Source organism: Neisseria sp. CP9, assembly GCF_047758525.1.
Taxonomy (GTDB): Bacteria; Pseudomonadota; Gammaproteobacteria; order Burkholderiales; family Neisseriaceae; genus Neisseria.
Window position 1 is genome coordinate 1,881,403 of sequence record NZ_CP180502.1, and the last position, 22,467, is coordinate 1,903,869.

General features: G+C 51.4%; 18 protein-coding genes. 11 read left to right on the plus strand and 7 right to left on the minus strand.

The features are described from left to right. Nucleotides 1–18: 18 nt before the first annotated feature. Nucleotides 19–144 (minus strand): hypothetical protein, encoded by a 126-nt coding sequence (locus ACMYUL_RS09000; RefSeq protein WP_415770075.1) that lies wholly within the window; start codon nucleotides 142–144, stop codon nucleotides 19–21. Here ACMYUL_RS09000 and pip point away from each other — a divergent pair. After that, nucleotides 143–1,090 (plus strand): prolyl aminopeptidase, encoded by a 948-nt coding sequence (gene pip / locus ACMYUL_RS09005; RefSeq protein WP_415770077.1) that lies wholly within the window; start codon nucleotides 143–145, stop codon nucleotides 1,088–1,090. The two genes, ACMYUL_RS09000 and pip, sit on opposite strands and share 2 nt — an antisense overlap. A gap of 275 nt (nucleotides 1,091–1,365) precedes the next feature. Here the strand turns inward: pip and ACMYUL_RS09010 are convergent, their stop codons facing one another. The 3 genes from ACMYUL_RS09010 to ACMYUL_RS09020 all read right to left on the minus strand — a co-directional run bounded on the left by ACMYUL_RS09010 (nucleotide 1,366) and on the right by ACMYUL_RS09020 (nucleotide 3,981). Beyond that, nucleotides 1,366–2,169 carry a glycosyltransferase gene (locus ACMYUL_RS09010; protein WP_070514142.1) on the minus strand — a complete coding sequence of 268 codons (804 nt, stop codon included), beginning with the start codon at nucleotides 2,167–2,169 and terminating at the stop codon, nucleotides 1,366–1,368. A gap of 103 nt (nucleotides 2,170–2,272) precedes the next feature. Beyond that, the gene (locus ACMYUL_RS09015; RefSeq protein WP_415770079.1) at nucleotides 2,273–3,466 is read right to left on the minus strand and encodes an amino acid aminotransferase; all 1,194 of its coding nucleotides are present in this window, start codon (nucleotides 3,464–3,466) and stop codon (nucleotides 2,273–2,275) included. A 104-nt stretch (nucleotides 3,467–3,570) separates the two neighbouring features. Further along, nucleotides 3,571–3,981: a YqaA family protein gene (locus ACMYUL_RS09020; RefSeq protein WP_070514140.1), complete on the minus strand. Its 411-nt coding sequence runs from the start codon at nucleotides 3,979–3,981 to the stop codon at nucleotides 3,571–3,573. 251 nt (nucleotides 3,982–4,232) lie between these two features. Between ACMYUL_RS09020 and ACMYUL_RS09025 the strand changes: the two genes are divergently transcribed. The 7 genes from ACMYUL_RS09025 to nagZ all read left to right on the plus strand — a co-directional run bounded on the left by ACMYUL_RS09025 (nucleotide 4,233) and on the right by nagZ (nucleotide 13,228). Continuing rightward, nucleotides 4,233–5,456 (plus strand): sugar MFS transporter, encoded by a 1,224-nt coding sequence (locus ACMYUL_RS09025; protein ID WP_415770082.1) that lies wholly within the window; start codon nucleotides 4,233–4,235, stop codon nucleotides 5,454–5,456. 230 nt (nucleotides 5,457–5,686) lie between these two features. Next, nucleotides 5,687–6,310 carry an esterase/lipase family protein gene (locus ACMYUL_RS09030; RefSeq protein ID WP_415770084.1) on the plus strand — a complete coding sequence of 208 codons (624 nt, stop codon included), beginning with the start codon at nucleotides 5,687–5,689 and terminating at the stop codon, nucleotides 6,308–6,310. 190 nt (nucleotides 6,311–6,500) lie between these two features. Then, on the plus strand, nucleotides 6,501–7,889 hold the full coding sequence (gene nhaC, locus ACMYUL_RS09035) for a Na+/H+ antiporter NhaC (protein WP_415770089.1): 1,389 nt from the start codon (nucleotides 6,501–6,503) through the stop codon (nucleotides 7,887–7,889). Nucleotides 7,890–8,003: 114 nt separating this feature from the next. Further along, nucleotides 8,004–8,636 carry an endonuclease III gene (gene nth / locus ACMYUL_RS09040; RefSeq protein WP_019269879.1) on the plus strand — a complete coding sequence of 211 codons (633 nt, stop codon included), beginning with the start codon at nucleotides 8,004–8,006 and terminating at the stop codon, nucleotides 8,634–8,636. A gap of 170 nt (nucleotides 8,637–8,806) precedes the next feature. After that, the gene (locus tag ACMYUL_RS09045; RefSeq protein ID WP_415770091.1) at nucleotides 8,807–10,360 is read left to right on the plus strand and encodes a DegQ family serine endoprotease; all 1,554 of its coding nucleotides are present in this window, start codon (nucleotides 8,807–8,809) and stop codon (nucleotides 10,358–10,360) included. 189 nt (nucleotides 10,361–10,549) lie between these two features. Beyond that, complete coding sequence (locus ACMYUL_RS09050) at nucleotides 10,550–12,070, plus strand: Na+/H+ antiporter NhaC family protein (protein ID WP_415770093.1); 1,521 nt, start codon at nucleotides 10,550–10,552, stop codon at nucleotides 12,068–12,070. Nucleotides 12,071–12,139: 69 nt separating this feature from the next. After that, nucleotides 12,140–13,228 carry a beta-N-acetylhexosaminidase gene (nagZ, locus tag ACMYUL_RS09055; RefSeq protein WP_415770095.1) on the plus strand — a complete coding sequence of 363 codons (1,089 nt, stop codon included), beginning with the start codon at nucleotides 12,140–12,142 and terminating at the stop codon, nucleotides 13,226–13,228. A gap of 100 nt (nucleotides 13,229–13,328) precedes the next feature. On the opposite strand, the gene gdhA is transcribed toward nagZ, so the two are convergent. Continuing rightward, nucleotides 13,329–14,666 (minus strand): NADP-specific glutamate dehydrogenase, encoded by a 1,338-nt coding sequence (gene gdhA, locus ACMYUL_RS09060; RefSeq protein ID WP_415770097.1) that lies wholly within the window; start codon nucleotides 14,664–14,666, stop codon nucleotides 13,329–13,331. Between the two features lie 532 nt (nucleotides 14,667–15,198). Between gdhA and ACMYUL_RS09065 the strand changes: the two genes are divergently transcribed. Beyond that, on the plus strand, nucleotides 15,199–15,993 hold the full coding sequence (locus tag ACMYUL_RS09065; protein ID WP_415770100.1) for a thymidylate synthase: 795 nt from the start codon (nucleotides 15,199–15,201) through the stop codon (nucleotides 15,991–15,993). Between the two features lie 63 nt (nucleotides 15,994–16,056). On the opposite strand, the gene lapB is transcribed toward ACMYUL_RS09065, so the two are convergent. Both lapB and ACMYUL_RS09075 read right to left on the minus strand, forming a co-directional pair. After that, entirely contained in the window at nucleotides 16,057–17,226 is a 1,170-nt protein-coding gene (gene lapB, locus ACMYUL_RS09070; RefSeq protein ID WP_070513742.1) for a lipopolysaccharide assembly protein LapB, read from the minus strand. Nucleotides 17,227–17,238: 12 nt separating this feature from the next. Next, nucleotides 17,239–17,583 (minus strand): lipopolysaccharide assembly LapA domain-containing protein, encoded by a 345-nt coding sequence (locus tag ACMYUL_RS09075; RefSeq protein WP_016687604.1) that lies wholly within the window; start codon nucleotides 17,581–17,583, stop codon nucleotides 17,239–17,241. A 389-nt stretch (nucleotides 17,584–17,972) separates the two neighbouring features. Between ACMYUL_RS09075 and ilvE the strand changes: the two genes are divergently transcribed. Further along, nucleotides 17,973–18,971 (plus strand): branched-chain-amino-acid transaminase, encoded by a 999-nt coding sequence (gene ilvE, locus ACMYUL_RS09080; protein ID WP_415770106.1) that lies wholly within the window; start codon nucleotides 17,973–17,975, stop codon nucleotides 18,969–18,971. A gap of 715 nt (nucleotides 18,972–19,686) precedes the next feature. Then, the gene (locus ACMYUL_RS09085; RefSeq protein WP_070513737.1) at nucleotides 19,687–22,422 is read left to right on the plus strand and encodes a right-handed parallel beta-helix repeat-containing protein; all 2,736 of its coding nucleotides are present in this window, start codon (nucleotides 19,687–19,689) and stop codon (nucleotides 22,420–22,422) included. Nucleotides 22,423–22,467: the final 45 nt, after the last annotated feature.

Consider the following 22,467-nt stretch of genomic DNA (forward strand, 5'->3'; position numbering starts at 1 on the left):
TGCGCGGGTATCGGGGAATTATAGCGGATAGTCGGGCGGTCGGGAAACGCGGCGGCGGAAGCGGATTTCAGACGACCCCTTGCCGTTGTCGTTTGTCTGCCCGATGGGTACAATCCCAACGTCAGACAACAGGAGAAACATCATGCACCCCATCCGCGAACCCATCCGCAGCGGCCTGCTGCAAGTATCGGACGTCCATCAAATCTACTGGGAAGAATCCGGCAACCCCGACGGGCTGCCCGTCATCTTCCTGCACGGCGGCCCGGGCGCGGGCGCATCGCCTGCCTGCCGCGGCTTTTTCAATCCCGACGTGTTCCGCATCGTCATCATCAACCAGCGCGGCTGCGGCCATTCACTGCCTTACGCCTGCACCGATGACAACACGACTTGGGACTTGGTTGCCGACATCGAAAAAGTCCGCGAAATGCTGGGCATCCAGAAATGGCTGGTGTTCGGCGGCTCGTGGGGCAGCACCTTGTCGCTCGCGTATGCCGAAACCCATCCCGAACGCGTTGCCGGACTCGTTTTGCGCGGGATATTCCTGTGCCGCCCGTCCGAAATGGCGTGGCTCGACGAAGCGGGCGGCGTCAGCCAGATTTACCCCGCACAATGGCAGAAATTCCTCGCGCCCGTCGCCGAAGAAAAACGCGGCAGCCTGATTGCGGCATATCACGAAATGCTGTTCGGCGAAGACGAAGCAGGTCGTCTGAAAGCCGCCAAAGCCTGGGCGGACTGGGAAAGCTACCTGATCCGCTTCGAGCCGCAAGACGTCGATGAAGACGCCTACCAATCGCTCGCCATCGCCCGCTTGGAAAACCATTATTTCGTCAACGAAGGCTGGCTGAAAGGCGACAAAGCGATTTTGGCGAACACCGACAAAATCCGCCATATTCCGACCATCATCGTGCAAGGCCGCTACGACTTATGCACCCCCATGCAAAGCGCGTGGGAACTTTCGCAGGCGCTCCCCGATGCCGAACTGCGCGTGATTCAGGCGGGACACTCGTCGTTTGATCCGCCTTTGGCGGCGGCATTGGTGGAAGCGGTGGAAGACATGAGGGAACGTGCAGCGTGGGAAGATAAGGTATAGTTGACGCCATACTGCCGTTATAGTGGATTAACTTTAAATCAGGACAAGGCGACGAAGCCGCAGACAGTACAGATAGTACGGAACCGATTCACTTGGTGCTTCAGCACCTTAGAGAATCGTTCTCTTTGAGCTAAGGCGAGGCAACGCCGTACTGGTTTAAAGTTAATCCACTATAAATATAGAAAAGGTCGTCTGAAAACAAAATTTCAGACGACCTTTTTTGCTGCAAGCAATGTGATGCAAGCGGTCGGGCAGGGCTTTGCGCTTATGCCCGCTTATTCGTACTCGGGGTAGAGCGGCATGGTGCCGGCTTCTTCGAAGGTCGAGTGTGCTTTGACTTCTTGCAGGCGGCGGCTGATGCGGCGGGTGACGGCTTCGGCTTCGTTTTGGTGGTCTATGGTCAGTCCGGGGATGGTTTTGCCGAAAAGTTCGGCATCGAGCAGGCGCTCGGCGTGGATGCCGGGGCGGTAGTTGTGTCTGACGGCGGGGTCGCGTTCTTCAAAGAGGTAGCCGACGACGCTGTCGCGGGTCAGTGCGATGCCGAGTGCGGCATCTTCGCCGCCGAAGATTCGGAAGAGTTCGTCTTGCGGAAAGCCGCCGCAGGCGAGAAAGATGCTGCGGCGGAATACGGTGTTGCCGCCGACGGTCATTTGAAGCCGTTCCCATGCGGTAGGGAATTGCGGGTGGTTGAGGTAGTGTTCGGGAAAGCCGATCGGGCGCAGTTTGAGGCGGACCAGGCTGAGGTAGGAATAGGCTTCCAAGCCGAGGTAGGCGGCGTTGAGGACGTTGTTTTCATAGACGTCGTCGGCGTCGAGGAAGGCGATGAAATCGGCTTGGCTTTGCATGGCGCCCCAGTTGCGGGCTTTGGCTGCGCCACCGTTTTCGAGCATGTATTCGCAGCGGACTTTGGGATGGATGGCGGCGAGGTCGCTCATGATGAGGCGTGTGTCGTCGAAGGAGGCGTCGTCAATCAGCCAGACGTTTTCGACGGCGGGTTGGGAAACGGCGCTTTCGACAGCCGCTTGAAGGGTGGCGGCGGAGTTGTAGCAGGGGATGATGACGTCTAGTGTGGGTCTCATAATGTGATGCTTTAAGGGGTTGTTGTGTCAAACGGTGGGGAAAGGTCGTCTGAAAACGGTATTTCGGGTTTTCAGACGACCTTTTGGTATTGCCTGATGCGGATTACAACACTTTCACGATGCTTTCGCACAGGTAGTCGATGTTGTCATCGGTAATGCCGGCGACGTTGATGCGGCCGGAGCGCACGGCGTAGATGGCGAACTCGTTTTTCAGGCGGTCGACTTGTTCGGGCGTTAGGCCGCTGAAGGAGAACATGCCGTTTTGTTCGATGATGAAGTCGAAGTCTTGAGTCGCGCCTTTGGCTTTGAGAAGCTCGACGAATTTTTGGCGCATGGCTTTGATGCGGCCGCGCATTTCGTCGAGTTCGGCAATCCATTGTGCTTTCAAATCCGCGTCTTTCAACACGAGGGCGATGGTGTTCGCGCCGTGGGAGGCGGGGTTGGAGTAGAGGGTGCGGATGATGGTTTTGACTTGGCTGTGGGCGCGGGCGGCGGTGGCTTCGTCTTCTGCGACTAAGGTGAATGCGCCGACGCGTTCGTTATACATGCCGAAGTTTTTGGAATAGGAGCTGGCGATGAGCAATTCTTTGTTGTATTTCAGGAAGGTGCGCAAGCCGTATGTGTCTTCTTCGAGGCCGTTGCCGAAGCCTTGGTAGGCGAAGTCAAACAGGGGCAGCCAGCCTTTTTCGGCGGAGAGTTTGGCGAGGGTTTCCCATTGTTCGGGCGTGGGGTCGATACCGGTGGGGTTGTGGCAGCAGCCGTGCAAAAGGACGACGTCGCCTTTTTGCGCTTGGCTGAGGTCTTCAATCATGCCGTCCCAGTCTAGGCTGTGTTTGGCGGCGTCGTAGTAGCGGTAGGGCTTGTCTTGGATGCCGACGGCTTTGAAGATGGCGTTGTGGTTGGGCCATGTGGGGTTGGAAATCCAGATGGTTTGCGCGTTCAACTGGCGTTTGGCGAACTCGGCGGCAATACGCAACGCGCCTGTGCCGCCGAGGCTTTGGGCGGTTTTGGCGCGGCGGCTGGCGACGATTTCGTGGTCTGCGCCGAAAAGAAGGATTTGGGTTTGCTCGTTGTAGTCGGCAACGCCGTCGATGGTGAGGTAGTTTTTGGTGGTTTCGCTCTCGAGCAGGCGTTTTTCGGCTTCTTTGACGGCTTTGACGATGGGGGTTGCGCCGGATGCGTCTTTATAAACGCCGATGCCGAGGTTGACTTTTTCGGGACGGGTTTCGGCTTTGAATGCTTCGCCCAAGCCTAAGATGGGGTCTGCGGGGGCGGCTTCGATGTGCTTGAAGAACATGGTTTCTCGCTTTGCAAAAAATGAAGGGACGGGATATTTCCTTTGGGATTTTACGCTGTTTCAAGTCGTCTGAAAATGAATGCGGCAGGTTTTGCGCAAATGGTTTACATCATGCCTTTGATACCGGCGAGGATGATGCCGTAGCGCAGGATTTTTCCGGTCAGGAGCATGAGTGCGGAGGTGTAGGGGTTGAGCCTGAGCCAGCCTGCGGCAATGGGCAGCGCGTCGCCGATAACGGGCAGCCAGGCAAACAAAAGGGGCAGGGTGCCCCAGCGTCGGAGCAGGCGCAGGGTCTTTTCAGACGACATTTTCTTGGACGGAATCAGCCGCCCCATCCAATAGGAAACCATGCTGCCCAAGCCGTTTGCCAGTCCGGCACACAACCACGCGCCGTATGCCTGTTCGGGATAGGTGTAGATGAACGCGGCGAAGGCAGCTTCGGACGTGCCGGGCAGGATGGTGGCGGAGGTGAAGGCGGAAGCGGCGAGTCCGAGGTAGGCGTAAATGAGGGGCATGGCGGATAAGTTTGCGTCAGGTCAAAGGTCGTCTGAAATAAGATTTTAAGTCGTTTGCGGGCAGGTTAATTGTAAAATTCAGACGGATTCTGTCTACAAAAATGCGTTATCGGACAGAATCTTGCTGAAACTCTATGTAGTCGGCGTATTTCCAGTATTTGCAATAATGGCAAAAGCCAGTATGATTCAGCCCGTTATTAACGGATATTAACTGTTTATACGGTCAATTCCAATAAATCGAAAGGCAAATCATGTCTACGCCATCACAACAAAACCATAACCCCGCGCTGGTCGTCCTGACTACGCTCTTCTTCATGATGGGTTTCATCACCTGCATGAACGACATCTTGATTCCGCATCTGAAAGACATTTTCAAGCTGACCAACGTTCAGGCGATGCTGATTCAGTTCTGCTTCTTTACCGCCTATGCCATCATGTCAATTCCGATGGGGCATCTCGTCGGTAAAATCGGCTATAAAAACGGCGTTATCGGCGGCTTTTTGCTGACCGCCGTCGGATGCTTGTTGTTTTATCCCGCCGCAGAAAGCCTATCTTACCCGACTTTCTTGGGCGCGCTTTTCATTCTTGCTTCGGGCGTCACCCTGTTGCAGGTTGCGGGTAATCCGTATGTGACCCTGCTGGCGAAACCGGGCAAAGAATCAGTGACATTGACTTTGGTGCAGGCATTCAATTCATTGGGTACGACTATTGCTCCGAAAATCGGTTCATATCTCATTTTTGCCGATGCGGCTCAGAAAGCCAGCAAAACCGAGCAAATCGCATCCGTCCAAATCCCTTATTTGGGTTTGGCGGGATTTTTGATCCTCCTCGCCGTCTTCGTGAAAATGATCCGCCTGCCCGATGCGCGCAAAATTGCCGTTGAGGAAAGCGAACACAACCACGACGGCAAAAGCAGCGTGTGGCAATACAAACACCTTATTCTCGGTGTGGTCGGCATTTTCTGCTACGTTGGCGCGGAAGTATCCATCGGCTCTTTCATGGTCAATGTTTTGGGCTTTCTGAAAGGATTGAATCATGCCAAAGCTGCAGACATGCTGGCGTTATACTGGGGCGGTGCCATGGTCGGACGCTTCCTCGGTTCGGCAGTCATGGCTCGAGTCGCACCAAACCGCTACCTTGCCTTTAATGCCTCAGTTGCCACTGCCTTGCTCGTCATTGCCATCATGGTTGGTAAAGGTAATGCCGACATCGCCATGTGGGCGTTGATTGCCATCGGTTTTTTCAACTCCATTATGTTCCCGACCATCTTCTCGCTGGCAACCAAAAACCTCGGCAAATTTACCAATTCTGCTTCAGGTATTCTTTGTACCGCCATCGTTGGCGGCGCGCTGATTCCTGTTTTGCAAGGTAAGATTGCTGATGATTTCGGTATGATGATTTCTTATGTTGCACCTGCCGTGTGCTACCTCTACATCGTCTTCTTTGCGCTTAAAGGTTATAAAGCCGACGAGTAAGCATGGTTTGAACTGAAGGTCGTCTGAAAACTTGGAAATCAGGTTTTCAGACGACCTTTTTGCTTTGCGGCGGACTTGTAAACCTGATCCGTCCAAACCGAGGTCGTCTGAAAATACGGCAACAGATTTTAACCGGACCTTAAGCCCGTTTTCAAAAGGCAGAACGCGTCCGCAATACGGTCTGACTGACTTATGGCATAATGCTAGCGGCAAAAATACAGGAGGTCTTCATGTCGAAAATCATCTTATTACACGGACTGCATATGCATTCTTGGGTGATGAAACCTTTAGCGGATATGCTGGAAAAGCAAGGCTTTGACGTTGCCCTGTTCGGTTATTACAGCGTTTGGCACACCATGCAGCAGCACACGCAGGCATTGGCGGAATTTGTTGAAAAACACAATACGGGCGAGCCTCTGCATTTTGCCGGACACAGTCTGGGCGGGTTGGTGTTGCGCCATTTTGCCGCCGCCCATCCCGAAAAAATTACCGGACGCATCGTTACCTTCGGCACGCCCCACCAAGGCAGCAGGGCTGCGCAAAGGGTGTTCCGGCTCGGATTGAAAACCCCCGTACTCGGCGGTGCGTATCGCGATGCGCTCGACGGCGGCACGCCCGATTTGCCCGAACATATCGAACTGGGCAGCATCGCCGGCAATAAGCCGCTCGGACTGGGGCGCGTATTGGGTTTGCACGGCGAACACGACGGTACGGTTTTGGTCAGCGAAACCCGCTGCCCGAATATGCGCGACCACGTTATCTTGCCTGTCAGCCATAGCGGGATGCTGTTTAAACACATTACCGCCGAGCAAACCGCAACATTTTTGCGTGAAGTACGGTTTAATCATGGTTAAAAAGATATAAAATATTTTTTTATTTGAAATAATGATATTTTATTTCAAAAAATCAAAATTAAAATCATATCGCATCAACTGAAATCTGTTATTACATTCATAAAAAATCACGGGGTCGTCTGAAAAGCGGGTTTTCAGACGACCCCGTGTGCTAAACTTCGTTAAATAGACACAAAACAGGCAAAGCAATATGTTTGCATTCAAATCACTGCTCAATATGCCGCGCGGAGAAGCTCTTGCCGTCGTTGCGGCGTTAATCGGGGCGATGGGTTACACCATCATTTCGCTCGGTTGGCTGCCCCATATGTCCATCATTGCCGCCATTACCGTCCTCATCCTCTACGGTCTCGCGCGCGGGGTGAAATACAACGACATGCAAAAAGGCATGGTCGGCGCGGTGGGGCAGGGTATGGGTGCGATTTACCTGTTTTTCTTCATCGGGCTAATGGTCAGCGCGCTGATGATGAGCGGCGCGATTCCGACGCTGATGTATTACGGTTTCGGGCTGATTTCCCCTACTTATTTCTATTTTTCTGCTTTCGCGCTGTGTTCCATTATCGGCGTATCCATCGGCAGCAGTTTGACCACTTGCGCCACCGTCGGCGTTGCCTTTATGGGCATGGCGGCGGCGTTTCATGCAGATTTTGCGATGACGGCGGGCGCGATTGTTTCCGGCGCGTTCTTCGGCGACAAAATGTCCCCGCTCTCCGATACTACGGGCATTTCGGCTTCTATCGTCGGCATTGATTTGTTCGAACACATCAAAAACATGATGTACACCACCATTCCCGCGTGGCTCATCAGCGCGGCATTGATGCTGTGGCTTTTGCCCAATGTCGCCGCACACGATATGAACAGTGTCGAATCCTTCCGCAGCCAGCTTGAAGCGACGGGTTTGGTGCACGGTTATTCGCTGGTTCCGTTTGCACTGTTGGTCGTGCTGGCGCTGTTGCGCGTTAACGCCGTCGTCGCCATGCTCTTCACCATCATCGCCGCGCTTGGCGTTACTTATTTCCACAGCACGCCCGACTTGAACCAGCTCGGCACATGGTTTTACGGCGGCTACAAACTCGAAGGCGAAGCGTTTCAAGACATCGCCAAACTCATTTCACGCGGCGGTTTGGAAAGCATGTTCTTTACGCAAACCATCGTGATTCTCGGCATGAGCTTGGGCGGGCTGCTGTTTACGCTCGGTGTGATTCCGTCGCTGCTGGACGCCATCCGCGCGTTCCTGACCACTGCGGGACGCGCCACATTTAGCGTTGCCGCTACGTCGGTCGGCGTCAATTTCCTTATCGGCGAACAATATTTGAGTATTTTGCTTTCCGGCGAAACCTTCAAACCCGTGTACGACAAGCTCGGACTGCATTCGCGCAACCTTTCGCGCACGCTCGAAGACGCAGGTACGGTCATTAATCCGCTCGTTCCGTGGAGCGTCTGCGGCGTATTTATCAGTCATGCGCTCGGCGTACCCGTCTGGGAATACCTGCCTTATGCCTTCTTCTGTTATTTGAGTCTGATTTTGACGCTGCTGTTCGGCTGGACAGGTCTGACGTTGAGCAAGAAAGAAACCGCTTAACGCAGCGGGATAGACGGGTCGTCTGAAAACCTTCGGCATCGGTTTTTAGACGACCTTTTGCGCTATAATCGGGCAAACGATAAAGACACACACACAAATCCTACCCGTACCCCCATGAACAAACAGATCCGCCAAGAAATTTTCGAGCGTTTCCGCGCTGCCAATCCCCATCCGACCACCGAGCTTCATTTCAATTCCCCCTTCGAGCTTTTGATTGCCGTTTTGCTGTCGGCGCAGGCGACTGATGTGGGCGTGAACAAGGCGACGGCAAAGCTGTTTCCGGTTGCCAATACGCCACAGGCGATGCTGGATTTGGGGTTGGACGGTGTGATGGAATACACGAAAACCATCGGGCTTTATAAAACCAAGTCCAAACACATCATGCAGACTTGCCGCATCCTGCTGGAAAAATACAACGGCGAAGTGCCGGAAGACCGCGAGGCTTTGGAATCGTTGCCGGGCGTAGGGCGCAAGACGGCAAACGTAGTATTGAACACGGCGTTCGGTCATCCTGTTATGGCGGTCGATACGCATATCTTCAGGGTGTCCAACCGAACCAAAATCGCGCCGGGCAAGGATGTGCGCGAGGTGGAAGACAAGCTGATGCGCTTTGTGCCGAAAGAGTTTTTGATGGATGCGCATCATTGGCTGATCCTGCACGGGCGCTACACCTGCAAGGCGCAGAAGCCGCAATGTGGGAAATGTATGATTAATGATTTATGCGAGTATGGCGCGAAGTTGATGTAAACGTTGATAAATTGTAAACAATCAACAAAACAACCTTTCCATTAGGTTAAAATTTCTGACGGCATTTTTTTATTTAAAATGAAATGCTTGAAAAAATATGGGCAAAAGGTAAAATTCGACCTTATCGGGTTGGAAAACGATAAAAGTTTCAGACGACCCCGGTTTTTAAGATGCAAGAACACAATCCGTTATTCGGAAAAGGAAACGCGGTGCGCGAAAAAATGAAAAAATACAATTACTTTGCTTTAGTAACAGCTTCTGCGCTGGCTTTGGGCGGCTGCGACAAAATCAGCAGCTTCTTCGGCGGTGACAGTAAAAGCGAAGAATTCGTACAGAGAATCGAACCCTCGAAAAATGACGGCAGCGTCGGTATGCTGCTGCCTGATTTCGCACAATTGGTGCAAAACGAAGGTCAGGCGGTGGTCAATATCCAAGCGTCCCCCGCCGGACGTGCCGCAGGCAGCGGGCAGTCTGAAGAGCAGGGCATGGACTTGAGCCAGTTTCCGGACAACGACCCGTTTTACGAGTTTTTCAAACGCCTTGTTCCAAATATGCCCGATATGCCGGAAGACCAATCTGCCGACGATGATTTGAATTTCGGCTCCGGCTTTATCATCAGTAAAGACGGCTATATCCTGACCAATACCCACGTTGTTGCCGGTATGGGCAATATCAAAGTCCTGCTCAACGACAAGCGCGAATACACTGCCAAGCTGATCGGTTCAGATACGCAATCTGATGTTGCGCTGTTGAAGATTGATGCTTCGGAAGAGTTGCCCGTCGTCAAAATCGGCAATCCGAAAGATTTGAAACCGGGAGAATGGGTTGCCGCCATCGGTGCGCCGTTCGGCTTTGACAACAGCGTTACTTCGGGCATCGTGTCCGCCAAAGGACGCAGCCTGCCGAACGAAAGCTACACGCCTTTCATCCAAACCGACGTTGCCATCAATCCGGGTAACTCCGGCGGTCCGCTGTTTAACCTGAAAGGTCAGGTGGTCGGCATCAACTCCCAAATTTACAGCCGCAGCGGCGGATTTATGGGCATTTCTTTCGCGATTCCGATTGATGTGGCGATGAACGTTGCCGAGCAGTTGAAAACCAACGGTAAGGTTCAGCGTGGTCAGTTGGGCGTGATTATTCAGGAAGTGTCTTACGATTTGGCGAAATCGTTCGGCTTGGACAAAGCCAGCGGCGCGTTGATTGCCAAAGTGATGCCGAACAGCCCTGCAATGCAGGCAGGATTGCAAGTGGGCGACATCGTCCGCAGCGTCAACGGCGAAGAAGTGCGCGTGTCCAGCGATTTGCCGGTCATGGTCGGCTCGATGCTGCCGGGTAAGGAGGTCACGCTGGAAGTGTGGCGCAAAGGCGAGAAGATTAATGTGAAAGTCAAACTCGGCAGCATGGCGGAGCAGAACGAAACGTCTTCTCGCGCTACCGAGCAGCCGCAGCAGGCAAATCCGGCAGACGGCTTTACCGTCGATAATACAGGTCTGACCCTGCGCGTCGATGAAGGTGCAGGCAAAAGCCGCCTGATTGTTTCCCGCGTCAGCGGCGCGGCGGAACGTGCTGGACTCAAACGCGGCGACGAAATCCTCGCCGTCAGCCAAATCAGCGTCAACGACGAATCGAGCTTCCGCAGCGCGTTGGCAGGTGCGGGCAAAAATGTGCCGCTGCTGGTTCAGCGCGACGGCAATACGCTTTTCCTCGCCCTGACTCTGCAATAAGGTGCAACGCAAGCGCCATTCAATGATAGAATACCCGCCATCCTAAGGTGGCGGGTATTTTGTAATTTTAGCAACTGATTGATTTGTTTGTTTTTTGATGGTTTTGCTCTTTTGGCTTTGTCAACAATCGCATTCAAAGGTCGTCTGAAAACGTTCCGCTCCGATTGACTTCCTATTAATAAAAATATTATGCACCTGATTGATTATTCACATTCGTTTTTATCCGTCGTGCCGCCGTTTTTGGCGCTGGCACTTGCCGTCATTACCCGCCGCGTACTGTTGTCTTTGGGCATCGGTATTTTGGTCGGGGTGGCCTTTTTGGTCGGCGGCAGCCCGATTGACGGACTGACACACCTGAAAGACATGGTGGTCGGGCTGACCTGGGCAGACGGCGATTGGTCTTTGGGAAAACCTAAAATCCTGATTTTCTTATTGTTGCTCGGTATTTTTACTTCGCTGCTGACCTTTTCCGGCAGCAATCAGGCGTTTGCCGATTGGGCGAAGCAACACATCAAAGGGAGGCGCGGCGCAAAAATGCTGACTGCCTGCCTCGTATTCGTTACCTTTATCGACGACTATTTCCACAGTCTCGCCGTCGGCGCGATTGCCCGCCCCGTTACCGACAAATTCAAAGTCTCCCGCGCCAAACTGGCGTATATCCTTGATTCTACCGCCGCGCCGATGTGCGTACTGATGCCGGTTTCAAGCTGGGGTGCATCGATTATCGCCACGCTGGCAGGTCTGCTCGTTACTTACCACATCACCGGATACACGCCGATGGGTACGTTCGTCGCCATGAGCCTGATGAATTATTACGCCCTGTTCGCCCTGATCATGGTGTTTGTCGTCGCATGGTTTTCTTTCGACATCGGCTCGATGGCGCGCCTTGAAAAAGCGGCATTGCAGGAAACCCATGACGAATCCGCTGGCTCTGACGGCCCTAAAGGCAGGGTTTACGCGCTGATTATCCCTGTTTTGGTGTTGATCGCATCCACCGTTTCCGCCATGATTTACACAGGCGCGCAGGCAAGCGAAACCTTCACCATTTTGGGCGCGTTTGAAAATACCGATGTAAACACTTCGCTGGTGTTCGGCGGTACTTGCGGCGTACTCGCCGTCGTCCTCTGCACGCTCGGCACCATCAAGGCCGCCGACTATCCAAAAGCCGTCCGTCAGGGTATATCTTCGATGTTCGGCGCGATTACCATCCTGATTCTTGCCTGGCTCATCAGCACCGTCGTCAGCGAAATGCACACCGGCGACTACCTCTCCACGCTGGTTGCAGACAACATCCATCCCGGCTTCCTGCCCGTCATCCTCTTCCTGCTCGCCAGCGTGATGGCGTTCGCTACTGGTACAAGCTGGGGGACGTTCGGCATTATGTTGCCGATTGCCGCTGCGATGGCGGTTAAAGTCGATGCTTCGTTGGTTATCCCGTGTATGTCCGCCGTCATGGCTGGCGCGGTGTGCGGCGACCACTGTTCGCCCATCTCCGACACCACCATCCTGTCTTCTACCGGCGCGCATTGCAACCACATCGACCACGTTACATCGCAACTGCCTTACGCCCTGACCGTCGCAGGCGCGGCAGCAGCAGGTTATCTTGTGTTGGGCATGACTCAATCGGCTTGGCTGGGCTTTTTCACAACCGGTGTCGTCATGACCGCCCTCATCTTCATACTGAAAGACAAAAAAGGCAAAGTTGCCTGATGTGTTTTCCCGTTTTCAGACGACCTTTGATACTTTAAGGTCGTCTAAAACATTTTAAGGAACCCAAAAATGAACGCTCCCCATTACATCCCGCGCGGTCCCGTCATGGCAGACGTTGCCGCCTACTGTCTGACCGAAGAAGAAAAACAACGCCTGCTCGATCCGTCTGTCGGCGGCGTCATCCTGTTCCGCCGCAATTTTCAAAACGTCGAGCAGCTCAAAGCCCTGGTTCAAGAAATCAAAGCACTGCGCACGCCTGAACTCATCATCGCCGTCGATCACGAAGGCGGCAGGGTGCAACGTTTCATCGAAGGCTTTACCCGCCTGCCCGCCATGAATACCTTAGGGCAGATTTGGGATGCCGAAGGCGAAGCCGCCGCCAAAGAAAAAGCCGAGCAGGTCGGCTGGGTATTGGCGACGGAACTGACCGCCTGCGGCATAGACCTCTCCTTCACGCCCGTCCTCGACCTCGATTGGGGAACATGCCCCGTCATCGGCAACCGCAGCTTCCACCGCAACGCCGATACCGTAACCCAACTTGCCCTTGCCCTGCAAAAAGGTCTGAACCGAGGCGGCATGAAATCCTGCGGCAAACACTTTCCCGGACATGGATTCGTTGAAGGCGACAGCCATTTGGTTCAACCCGAAGACACGCGCAGCCTTGCCGAACTCGAAGCCGCCGACATCATCCCGTTCCGCACCTTAAGCGATGAAGGCATGGCGGCAGTCATGCCCGCACACGTCGTTTATCCGCAAATTGACGGCAAGCCTGCCGGTTTTTCCGAAAAATGGCTGAAACAAATCCTGCGTCAAGACATTGGATTTAAAGGCGTTATCTTTTCAGACGACCTCACCATGGAAGGCGCGGGCGCAGCGGGCGGCATCAAAGAACGCGCAAACGCCTCTTTCACGGCAGGCTGCGATATCGTCCTCGTCTGCAACCGCCCCGACCTCGTGGACGAACTGCGCGACGGCTTCCAAATCCCCGCCAATCCCGATTTGGCAAACCGCTGGCAATACATGGCGAACACATTGGGCAAGGAAGCCGCCCAAGCCATGATGCAAACCCCTGTTTTCAAAGCCGCCCAAGCCATGACCGCGCAACTTGCCACGCCTAAAGACACCGTCGGCGGCGTGAAAGTCGGCGAAGCGTTTTAAAGGCGTCTGATTTGGAAAACATGAAAGAAGGTCGTCTGAAAAGCTGAATTGGGCTTTTTCAGACGACCTTTCCACATCCTAAAGTCAGGAAAATACAGGCTTATACAATGCCTTGCGCCAGCATCGCATCGGCGACTTTGACGAAACCGGCGATGTTTGCGCCGTTGACGTAGTTGGTTTTGCCGTTTTCAGTGCCGTATTTCAAGCAGGACTCGTGGATGCTGTGCATGATGTCGAACAGGCGTTGGTCGACTTCTTCGCGGCTCCAAGCCAGACGGACGGCGTTTTGGCTCATTTCCAAGCCTGAAGTTGCCACGCCGCCGGCGTTGGAGGCTTTGCCTGGTGCATACAGGATGCCCGCTTTGACGAACTGCTCGACTGCGCCTAAAGTAGAAGGCATGTTCGCACCTTCGGCAACGACGTAGCAGCCGTTTGCCAACAGGGTTTTGGCAGCTTCTTCGTCCAATTCGTTTTGGGTCGCGCAAGGCAGGGCGACTTCGGCGGCAACGCTCCACGGTTTTTGGTTTTCAAAGTATTTCAAACCTTGTTCTTGGGCGTAGGTGGAAACACGTTCGCGGCGGACTTCTTTCAGCTCGATAAGCGCGGCGAGTTGGTCTTCGGTCATGCCGCTGTCGGGGAAGAGGACGAAACCGTTGGAGTCGGAAATGGTCAGCACTTTCGCGCCCAGTTGGATGGCTTTTTCGGCGGCGTATTGTGCGACGTTGCCGGAGCCGGAAATCAGCACGCGTTTGCCTTCAATCGAATCGCCGCGCGTTTGCAGCATGGATTGGGCGAAGTACACGGTACCGTAGCCGGTCGCTTCAGGACGGATAAGGCTGCCACCCCATTCGAGGCCTTTGCCGGTCAGGACGGAGGCAAATTCGTTGCGGATTTTTTTGTATTGTCCGAACAGGAAGCCGATTTCGCGGCCGCCTACGCCGATGTCGCCCGCAGGTACGTCGGTGTTCGGACCGATGTGGCGGTAGAGTTCGTTCATAAAGGCTTGGCAGAAACGCATCACTTCGGCGTCGGATTTGCCTTTGGGGTCGAAGTCGGAACCGCCTTTGCCGCCGCCCATAGGCAGGGTAGTTAGGGCGTTTTTGAACACTTGTTCAAAGGCGAGGAATTTTAATACGCCCAAATCGACGGTCGGGTGGAAGCGCAAGCCGCCTTTGTAAGGGCCGATGGCGGAGTTCATCTGAATGCGGTAGCCGCGGTTGACTTGGACTTGTCCTTTGTCGTCCACCCAAGTGACGCGGAACATAATGACGCGCTCAGGTTCGACGATGCGTTCAAGCAGGTTTTGTTGGGTGTATTTCGGATTTTTTGCCAAAAACGGGCCCAAGCTCATGAATACTTCTTCAACTGCTTGGTGAAACGGCTCTTGATTGGGGTTGCGTTGTTTTAGATTGGCAAACAAGGCATTTAGGTCAGTCATTTGGTGCTCCTTGAGAATAAGATTTGAAAGAGATAATGAATTTATGGAAAGAAATATAAACCTAATTTTTTTGCCTGCCAAGCGGTTTTGATGAAAATTGTTGACATTATTTTTTTGAGAATTTTATTATTTGGTATGTTTAACCAATAAAATATAAAAATATTTTTGAAAATTCCATTGTTTTAAAATAAATTGGTTATATATTCTAAGTAATTTAACTAGAAATTTGAAATGAAAGAGTGTAAAAAATTCAATCCGACACAAATTTTCATGTGAAAACGGCCAATATTGTCAACAATTTTACGAAAATTACCCTTGGAAAACAGGATTAGGAAAGAAAATAACACCTTAAAAAACGAATTTTGTTTCAGATAGAAAAACGTGTTTCAGGACAATCCATAACGGATAATGCAAAGGTCGTCTGAACCCCGTTTCCAGTTTTCAGACGACCTTGATTATGCTGTTAATCGACAAATTGCTATACAATACGCCCCAAATCATCTCCAACAACATACACCCTTAAAGGACACCAATGAAAGCCTACCTCGATTTAATGCGTCACGTTCTCGAAAACGGTACCGATAAATCCGACCGTACCGGTACAGGCACTCGTTCGGTGTTCGGCTATCAAATGCGCTTCGATTTGAGTCAAGGCTTTCCGCTGCTGACCACCAAAAAGCTGCACCTGCGCTCGATTATTTACGAGCTGCTTTGGTTCCTCAAAGGCGATACCAACATCAAATACTTGAAAGATAATAATGTTTCCATTTGGGACGAATGGGCGGACGAAAACGGCGACTTGGGGCCTGTGTACGGCTACCAATGGCGCAGTTGGCCTGCCCCCGACGGCCGTCAAATCGACCAAATTGCCAACGTCGTGGAGCAAATCAAGAAAAACCCCGATTCCCGCCGTCTGATTGTGTCGGCATGGAATCCCGCGCTGGTGGATGAAATGGCATTGCCGCCCTGCCATGCGCTGTTTCAGTTTTACGTTGCCAACGGCAAATTGTCCTGCCAGCTTTACCAACGCAGCGCAGACATTTTCCTCGGCGTACCGTTCAACATTGCCAGTTACGCGCTGTTGACCATGATGATTGCCCAAGTCTGCGGGTTGGGGGCGGGTGAATTTATCCATACTTTGGGCGATGCGCATCTGTACAGCAACCATTTCGAACAGGCAAAACTGCAATTGAGCCGCGATACCCGCACGCTGCCGGTGATGAAAATCAATCCGGAAGTCAAAGATTTGTTTGCATTTAAGTTTGAAGATTTCGAGTTGGAAGGCTACGACCCGCATCCGCACATCAAGGCCGCCGTGGCAGTGTAGGATGGGAAATGGCTAAAAGGTCGTCTGAAACTTTTTTCAGACGACCTTTTTTGTTGGTTTGCTTCACACTTCGATTTTATTGGGCGTGAAGGTTTCCCATTTGTTGCAGGCAGGGCAGTGCCAGAAGAAGACTTGGGATTTGAAGTGGCAGTTGCGGCAGCGGTACATGACGCTGCGTTGGAGTTGGCGGCCGATGACGGAACGCATCATGTCGGCGTCGGCTTTCCATGCGGGATTCATGTCGCTGATTTTCAAACCGAGCAGGCGGTATACGCCGTTGAGGTCGGGTTTTTGACGTACGAGGTCGATGGCAAGTTGGGCGGCTTCGCTTTCGCCTTTGAGCAGCAGGGCTTTTTCGTAAATGACGTTGATGAGGTCTAAATCGGGGAAAGTCTGCATATAACCGATGAGCCGGTTCAGCCCTTCTTCGTGTTTGCCTTGGGCGGCGTAGGCTTCGTAGAGTTTTTCGCCGACCATGCTCAGGTAGGCATGGTTTTGCTGCTCGATGGCGCCGTATGCTTCGACAGCGGCGGGGAAATTGCCCTGTTTGGTTTCGATGTCGCCCAAAATCATGTTGGCGCGGGCGCATTTTTTGTTGGCGTCCAAGGCTTTTTGGACGTTGTAACGGGCGGCGTCGAGATTGGATTTGAACAGCGCGGTTTGGGCAAGTTCGCAATAAAACTGTGCAATTTCAAATTGGTAGGTTTGCTCGTCGTGGCTGAGGAGTTGCGCGGTTTCGATGGCTTTTTCCCAGTCGCGGTCTTGCTGGTAGATGCTGAGCAGATGCTGACGGGCTTCGCGCGCCATGTTACCTTCCTGCAAGCCGATGAAGATTTGTTCGGCGCGGTCAACCAAGCCTGCGCTTTGGTAGTTTTGCGCGAGTTCGAACAATACCCGCGCGCGTTTTTCGTTGACGGTATCGGGCGAGTCGAGCAGGGCTTGGTGCATATTGATGGCTTTGTCGTTTTCGCCGCGCTGACGGTAGAGTTTGCCCAAGGTCAGGTTGAGGTCGTAAGACTGCGGCTGCTGGTCGATGACTTCCGCCAACTCGCGGGCGGCACGTCCGCTGTTGCGGTCAACCAATGCGTCCAGACTTTTGTAAAAGCCGGCAGGAACGCTTTTCGCCTGTTTCAACACGGTTTTCATGTCGATACGTGCGGCAAACCAGCCCATGGCAAAGAAGACGGGCAAAAGGGTAATGGGCAGCAGGATAACCCACAATTCGTTGTCCATGTGATTCCTTCTTTAAGGCTTGGGCGTTTGTACGGGTTGGTTGGCAGGGACGGTGGTTTGCGGTGCAGGTTGTTGCGGTACGGGGGCGACGAGGTCTTTTTCGCTCAAATGCGCGTGTTTTTTGACTTCGGCACGCAGGCGGTTGTTTTCGCTGCGCAGCGCCAAAAGTCTGCCGAACAGGGCAAACATCCCGAACACGATGCCGATGACAAACGCGCCGAAGAGGACGACAATCAGCGGTAAGTCGGCTTTTTGACCAGGCAGATAGTGGAAGGCGACGCTGTCGGTATTGATGACGGCGAGCAGTAAAAACAATAATAAAATGATGACTTTGATAATGGTGTAAATCAGTTTCATGGATGTCTCCGGCGGTATGCCTGTCGGAAAGTTTTGAAAAGGTCGTCTGAAAAATTCAGTAGGGCGGTCGATGTGGATTCTGTTTCTGAATCCGTTTACCGCAGATGCGGCTTAGTTTAAACGATTTGGATTGTTTCGGATAGGATGTGCGGCAGTTTTCAGACGACCTCGGGCTTCATTATATATATCTAGTAAACAGTAGGCATGATTGCTGACAATTTGTATCCATATTGGAATGGGTAGTTTTCCGTATTTCGTTATCAGGCAAAGGGTTGGGCGAAAGCTGTTTGCGAAACAAGTATTCGGACTTGTCAAAACCATCCGTACAGGCGTATCTTTCAACTTTTAATATCTAAACAGAACCAAACAGAATAAGAAAGGCAATCACCATGAGCAGACCCGTACCCGCCGTGTTCGGCAGCGTCTTCCACGCCCAAATGCCCGTTATCGCCCACAAGGACGGCAAATGGCAGCCGACCGAATGGCAAACTTCCTCAGACCTCACCCTCGCGCCCGGCGCGCACGCCCTGCATTACGGCAGCGAATGTTTTGAAGGCTTAAAAGCCTTCCGTCAGGCAAACGGCAAAATCGTCTTGTTCCGCCCGACGGCAAACATCGCCCGTATGCAGCAAAGTGCAGACATTTTGCACCTGCCGCGCCCCGAAACCGAAGCCTATTTAAATGCCCTGATCGAATTGGTCAAACGCGCCGCCGATGAAATTCCCGATGCGCCTGCCGCGCTGTATCTGCGCCCGACGCTCATCGGTACCGACCCCGTTATCGGCAAAGCCGGTTCGCCGTCCGAAACCGCGCTGCTCTATATCCTCGCGTCTCCGGTCGGCGACTATTTCAAAGCCGGTTCGCCCGTGAAAATTTTGGTTGAAACCGAGCACATTCGCTGCGCACCGCATATGGGCCGCGTCAAATGCGGCGGCAACTACGCCTCCGCCATGCCTTGGGTGCTGAAGGCAAAAGTCGAACATGGTGCAAATCAAGTCCTGTTCTGCCCGAACGGCGACGTACAGGAAACCGGCGCGTCCAACTTTATCCTGATTAAAGGCAACGAAATCATCACCAAACCGTTGACCGACGAATTCCTCCACGGCGTAACCCGTGATTCTGTGCTGACCGTCGCCAAAGACTTGAGCTACACCGTCAGCGAACGCAATTTCACCGTGGATGAACTCAAAGCCGCAGTCGAAGAGGGTGCGGAAGCGATTCTGACCGGTACCGCCGCCGTTATCTCGCCCGTAACCTCTTTTGTCATCGATGGCAAAGAAATCGAAGTGAAGAGCCAAGAACGCGGCTACGCTTTGCGCAAAGCCTTGACCGACATCCAATACGGTTTGGCGGAAGACAAACATGGCTGGTTGGTTGAAGTGTGCTGATTTGATTTCGTATTAATAGAACAGATCCAAAGGTCGTCTGAAAGAAAATTTCTTTTCAGACGACCTTTTTATTTTGTAAACAGATTTTGTCGTGCCATTTGTAAAAAAATATCCCGATGGTTGGTGTGTTGTTGTGAAAAACAGTCACTATTTGAACTAAAAAATAAAAAAATTTTTCTATTTTTCAAATAATTAAAAAATTTTAATATTTGCTAAGTTATGAAAATGTGATTATACCAATTCAATATGCTAAAATCATTTCATTACTCGTTTGGTATATTTAGTTGCTGAAAAATGTCGAAAAAGGGACTTAAATCGACATTGCAGTGAACTAAATAGATACTCTAGAACTCTGATAGACTTAGGTTTTCGTTTTTTAATGTAAAGCAGTGTTTAATATATTAATGTGACATTACAAGATGACTGTTCCAAAGAGAGAGCTTTGGAATGGCTTTTACAAGATCATGAAAAGTCGTCTGAATGTTATAGGGATATTTAAGTGGGTTTTATGTTTAAAAGGCGGAAGGATTAAAAAAAGAGCGTCAGGTTTTGAGGTTTTAGAATGAGTAATAATCGTTACAGCTATTTAAATGACGATGGAAATGATTTCAAATCATTCAAACGACATATAAAGATCGCTGAAAAAGGGTAGGAAAGCATTGCTTTCGTTGCCTCAGACGCAAGTCTGCGGCTTTTAAACTAGGGAAAATATATTATGTCAACTAAAACCACGTACTCTTTCTTCAATCTCGGACAAACAAGAGTTCACACTAAAAGTCAAACTTCTCAATCTAATCATGCAGTAGCCGCAAGCCAAGATCATGCCGGCCATGCTCCTTCTGCATTGAACAAATTGATTTACGACCATTCTTTTGGCGGTCTGAATCTGGCAGCAGCCCTCCCTAAACAATTGAGGGGGCAGGATAAAATTTTTGGTCTGCAACATACGCCCTCTACCGATACTGCCGCAGTCAATACTTCAAAAAATACCAAACCGGCGCTGGTTGCCGACCGCAGTAAATTAACCAGCAAAGAAATGGCCATTATGTCTCAGGTTCTCCGTGCTGATGTCGTTGCACGCAAACAGGCAGAAGCCCAAGCAGCCAAAGAGCAGGTCATGGCAAAATATCAAGCTGCCAGACAGGCCGCTGTTGCCGCCGCCGCTGCAAGACATGCAGAAGCTATGGAAAAAGCAAAAGCTGCTGCTGCAGTACGTCAAGCCGAAGCCTTGGAAAAAGCCAAAGCAGCATCGGCTGCAAGACAGGCTGAAGCGTTAGAAAAATCAAAAGCCGCACATGCAGCCAAACAAGCGGAAATTGCCGCTAAAACCAAAGCAATCCTGGCTGAAAAACAGGCTGCCGAGAAAGCGCAACATACTGAAAATGATGTTGCACACCATCATCAAACCAACGGTAAAGCGGCGCATTCAGCACCAGCGGTAACGGTTGCCCACAAACATGAAGACAATCAGGCCGGTGACAATAAAGAAACGGCTCGACACAATACTTCAAAATCCAATGAAGCCCATACTGCTAGACAGGCTGAACATCAAGCCAATCATCAAGATGAAGTAAAAGAAGGGGAGGTTTCCAACTACACCGTTCATCAATCGAAAGAATTTGGCAGATACATCGACGTCAATGATTTTGGCGCAGATCCGACCGGGAAAAAAGACAGCTTGGCAGCCATCAAAGCGGCATTGACTGCGGCACACAAAGAAAAAGCCATGCTGTTCATGGACGGTACTTACTATATTTCCGACCAAATTGTCATCAATGGCAATAATTCGGGTGTCAAAGGTATTTTTGGTTCGGGCATGGGCAAAACGCTGATCACCTTTGATAAAGCGCAGGTCGGTGTGTTCAACCCCAATACCAATCACGATGATATTCGCGCATTTGCCGGTATTTTGGTGGATGGACAAAGCCATAAAACGATTGCGAATCTTTCTGTTAAATATACCAATCCGGACTTTTACCGGAAGGGCTTGAGCTACTTTGGTAAGGTCAGCGGTATTTTGGTCAACGATGCCGACCATACTTTAATCAGCAAAGTCGAGGTATCCGGAGTCAACCGTGCCGGTGTGATGTTTACATCGACTGATGCATTGGTTCGGGAAGCAGGTAAAAGCCAAACTTACAAAGCACGCGTCCAAAGCGGTGAGATCAACGAACAATATGACCATCTGCCTTTGGGTGAGAACAACCGTATTGTCGACTCCTATCTGCACCACAACCGTGTTGCCGGCGCGATGGTCGGATATCAAAAGAACTTTGTCGGCGAAGGCAATAGATTAGAGTGGAACGGCCACGAAGCTGATGGCGGTACAGGTTATGGCATGACTGCGATGGCAGGCAGCTACAACTACGGCATTACTTTCCGCAACAATACGACCGACCATAACTACCGTAAAGGTTTGGATGTACATGATGGTACCGGTATCGTTATCGAAAACAACGTCTTAAACGGCGACCGTCTGTATGGTATCGCTGCCTACAACCGCCAATTTTCCATGGATAACGTGAAAATTAAAGACAACGTTATTACGCAAGACCCGAATTTCCGTCTTTATATGGATGATGATTTAGGCAAGCATTACCACATGTATTCCGGCATCCAAGTGCAAACCAATACCCAATTGCGCGATTTGCATACGGCGGATAAAGGTTATTACGACATCAGCGGCAATACCATTAAAAATTTGGCAGTGTATCAAAACCACATCCAAACTTATGGCATCGAATTCCGTAACCATGAAAACAAAATGGATTACACGCTGAATATTACCGACAACAAAATCGACGGTGAGTCCACCAAATACCTGATGGCAGTGATTAACAACACATACGATCATGTCAGCAAACACGACGGTATCGGTACGGGCACCATCAATATCAGCGACAATACTGCCAATATCGGAAAAATTGCACCGGGAGCCGTGCCGTTCTATTTTGAAGAACACCGCTCGGATGTCCCTCTGCATGGTTCGATAACGTTAAACAACAACAATATTACCGTTCGCGAAGAGTCGGCCGGTTATCGTGAATTCGCCTATATGCGTACCAATGCCAAAGAGTACAACGTGACCAACAATACGTTGTCCCTCCACGGCAAACTGAACGATGCCATTGTGGATGTCAACAGTACCGGTGACGGCGTAGGAAAAGCCACGTTGAATGTTGCCAACAATACCCTGCATACCGACATCAAAGGCAAACTGTATGCGACTTGGTTGAAACATGAGGCAGATATCGATACCTTTGCCGGCAGCAATACCCATAATGGCGACCAATTGAAAGATGTGAATACAACCGGTAAGGACATCGCGCTTTCTGATGTATTGGGTCATGTGCATAACAAAGTTGAAGCAATCCACGATACTGTTTATGCCAATCACCCGAAATATCCAACCATGATTGATGATCAGACTTACCATAACGGCATTTTGTAATGGTGTTTAAAAGGTCGTCTGAAACGGTAAATTGCCGTTTCAGAC

Coding starts and splice junctions, on each gene's coding strand:
- pip (WP_415770077.1), top strand. CDS start 143: ATGCACCCCATCCGCGAACCCATCCGCAGCGGCCTGCTGCAAGTATCG.
- ACMYUL_RS09000 (WP_415770075.1), bottom strand. CDS start 144: ATGATGTTTCTCCTGTTGTCTGACGTTGGGATTGTACCCATCGGGCAG.
- ACMYUL_RS09010 (WP_070514142.1), bottom strand. CDS start 2,169: ATGAGACCCACACTAGACGTCATCATCCCCTGCTACAACTCCGCCGCC.
- ACMYUL_RS09015 (WP_415770079.1), bottom strand. CDS start 3,466: ATGTTCTTCAAGCACATCGAAGCCGCCCCCGCAGACCCCATCTTAGGC.
- ACMYUL_RS09020 (WP_070514140.1), bottom strand. CDS start 3,981: ATGCCCCTCATTTACGCCTACCTCGGACTCGCCGCTTCCGCCTTCACC.
- ACMYUL_RS09025 (WP_415770082.1), top strand. CDS start 4,233: ATGTCTACGCCATCACAACAAAACCATAACCCCGCGCTGGTCGTCCTG.
- ACMYUL_RS09030 (WP_415770084.1), top strand. CDS start 5,687: ATGTCGAAAATCATCTTATTACACGGACTGCATATGCATTCTTGGGTG.
- nhaC (WP_415770089.1), top strand. CDS start 6,501: ATGTTTGCATTCAAATCACTGCTCAATATGCCGCGCGGAGAAGCTCTT.
- nth (WP_019269879.1), top strand. CDS start 8,004: ATGAACAAACAGATCCGCCAAGAAATTTTCGAGCGTTTCCGCGCTGCC.
- ACMYUL_RS09045 (WP_415770091.1), top strand. CDS start 8,807: ATGCAAGAACACAATCCGTTATTCGGAAAAGGAAACGCGGTGCGCGAA.
- ACMYUL_RS09050 (WP_415770093.1), top strand. CDS start 10,550: ATGCACCTGATTGATTATTCACATTCGTTTTTATCCGTCGTGCCGCCG.
- nagZ (WP_415770095.1), top strand. CDS start 12,140: ATGAACGCTCCCCATTACATCCCGCGCGGTCCCGTCATGGCAGACGTT.
- gdhA (WP_415770097.1), bottom strand. CDS start 14,666: ATGACTGACCTAAATGCCTTGTTTGCCAATCTAAAACAACGCAACCCC.
- ACMYUL_RS09065 (WP_415770100.1), top strand. CDS start 15,199: ATGAAAGCCTACCTCGATTTAATGCGTCACGTTCTCGAAAACGGTACC.
- lapB (WP_070513742.1), bottom strand. CDS start 17,226: ATGGACAACGAATTGTGGGTTATCCTGCTGCCCATTACCCTTTTGCCC.
- ACMYUL_RS09075 (WP_016687604.1), bottom strand. CDS start 17,583: ATGAAACTGATTTACACCATTATCAAAGTCATCATTTTATTATTGTTT.
- ilvE (WP_415770106.1), top strand. CDS start 17,973: ATGAGCAGACCCGTACCCGCCGTGTTCGGCAGCGTCTTCCACGCCCAA.
- ACMYUL_RS09085 (WP_070513737.1), top strand. CDS start 19,687: ATGTCAACTAAAACCACGTACTCTTTCTTCAATCTCGGACAAACAAGA.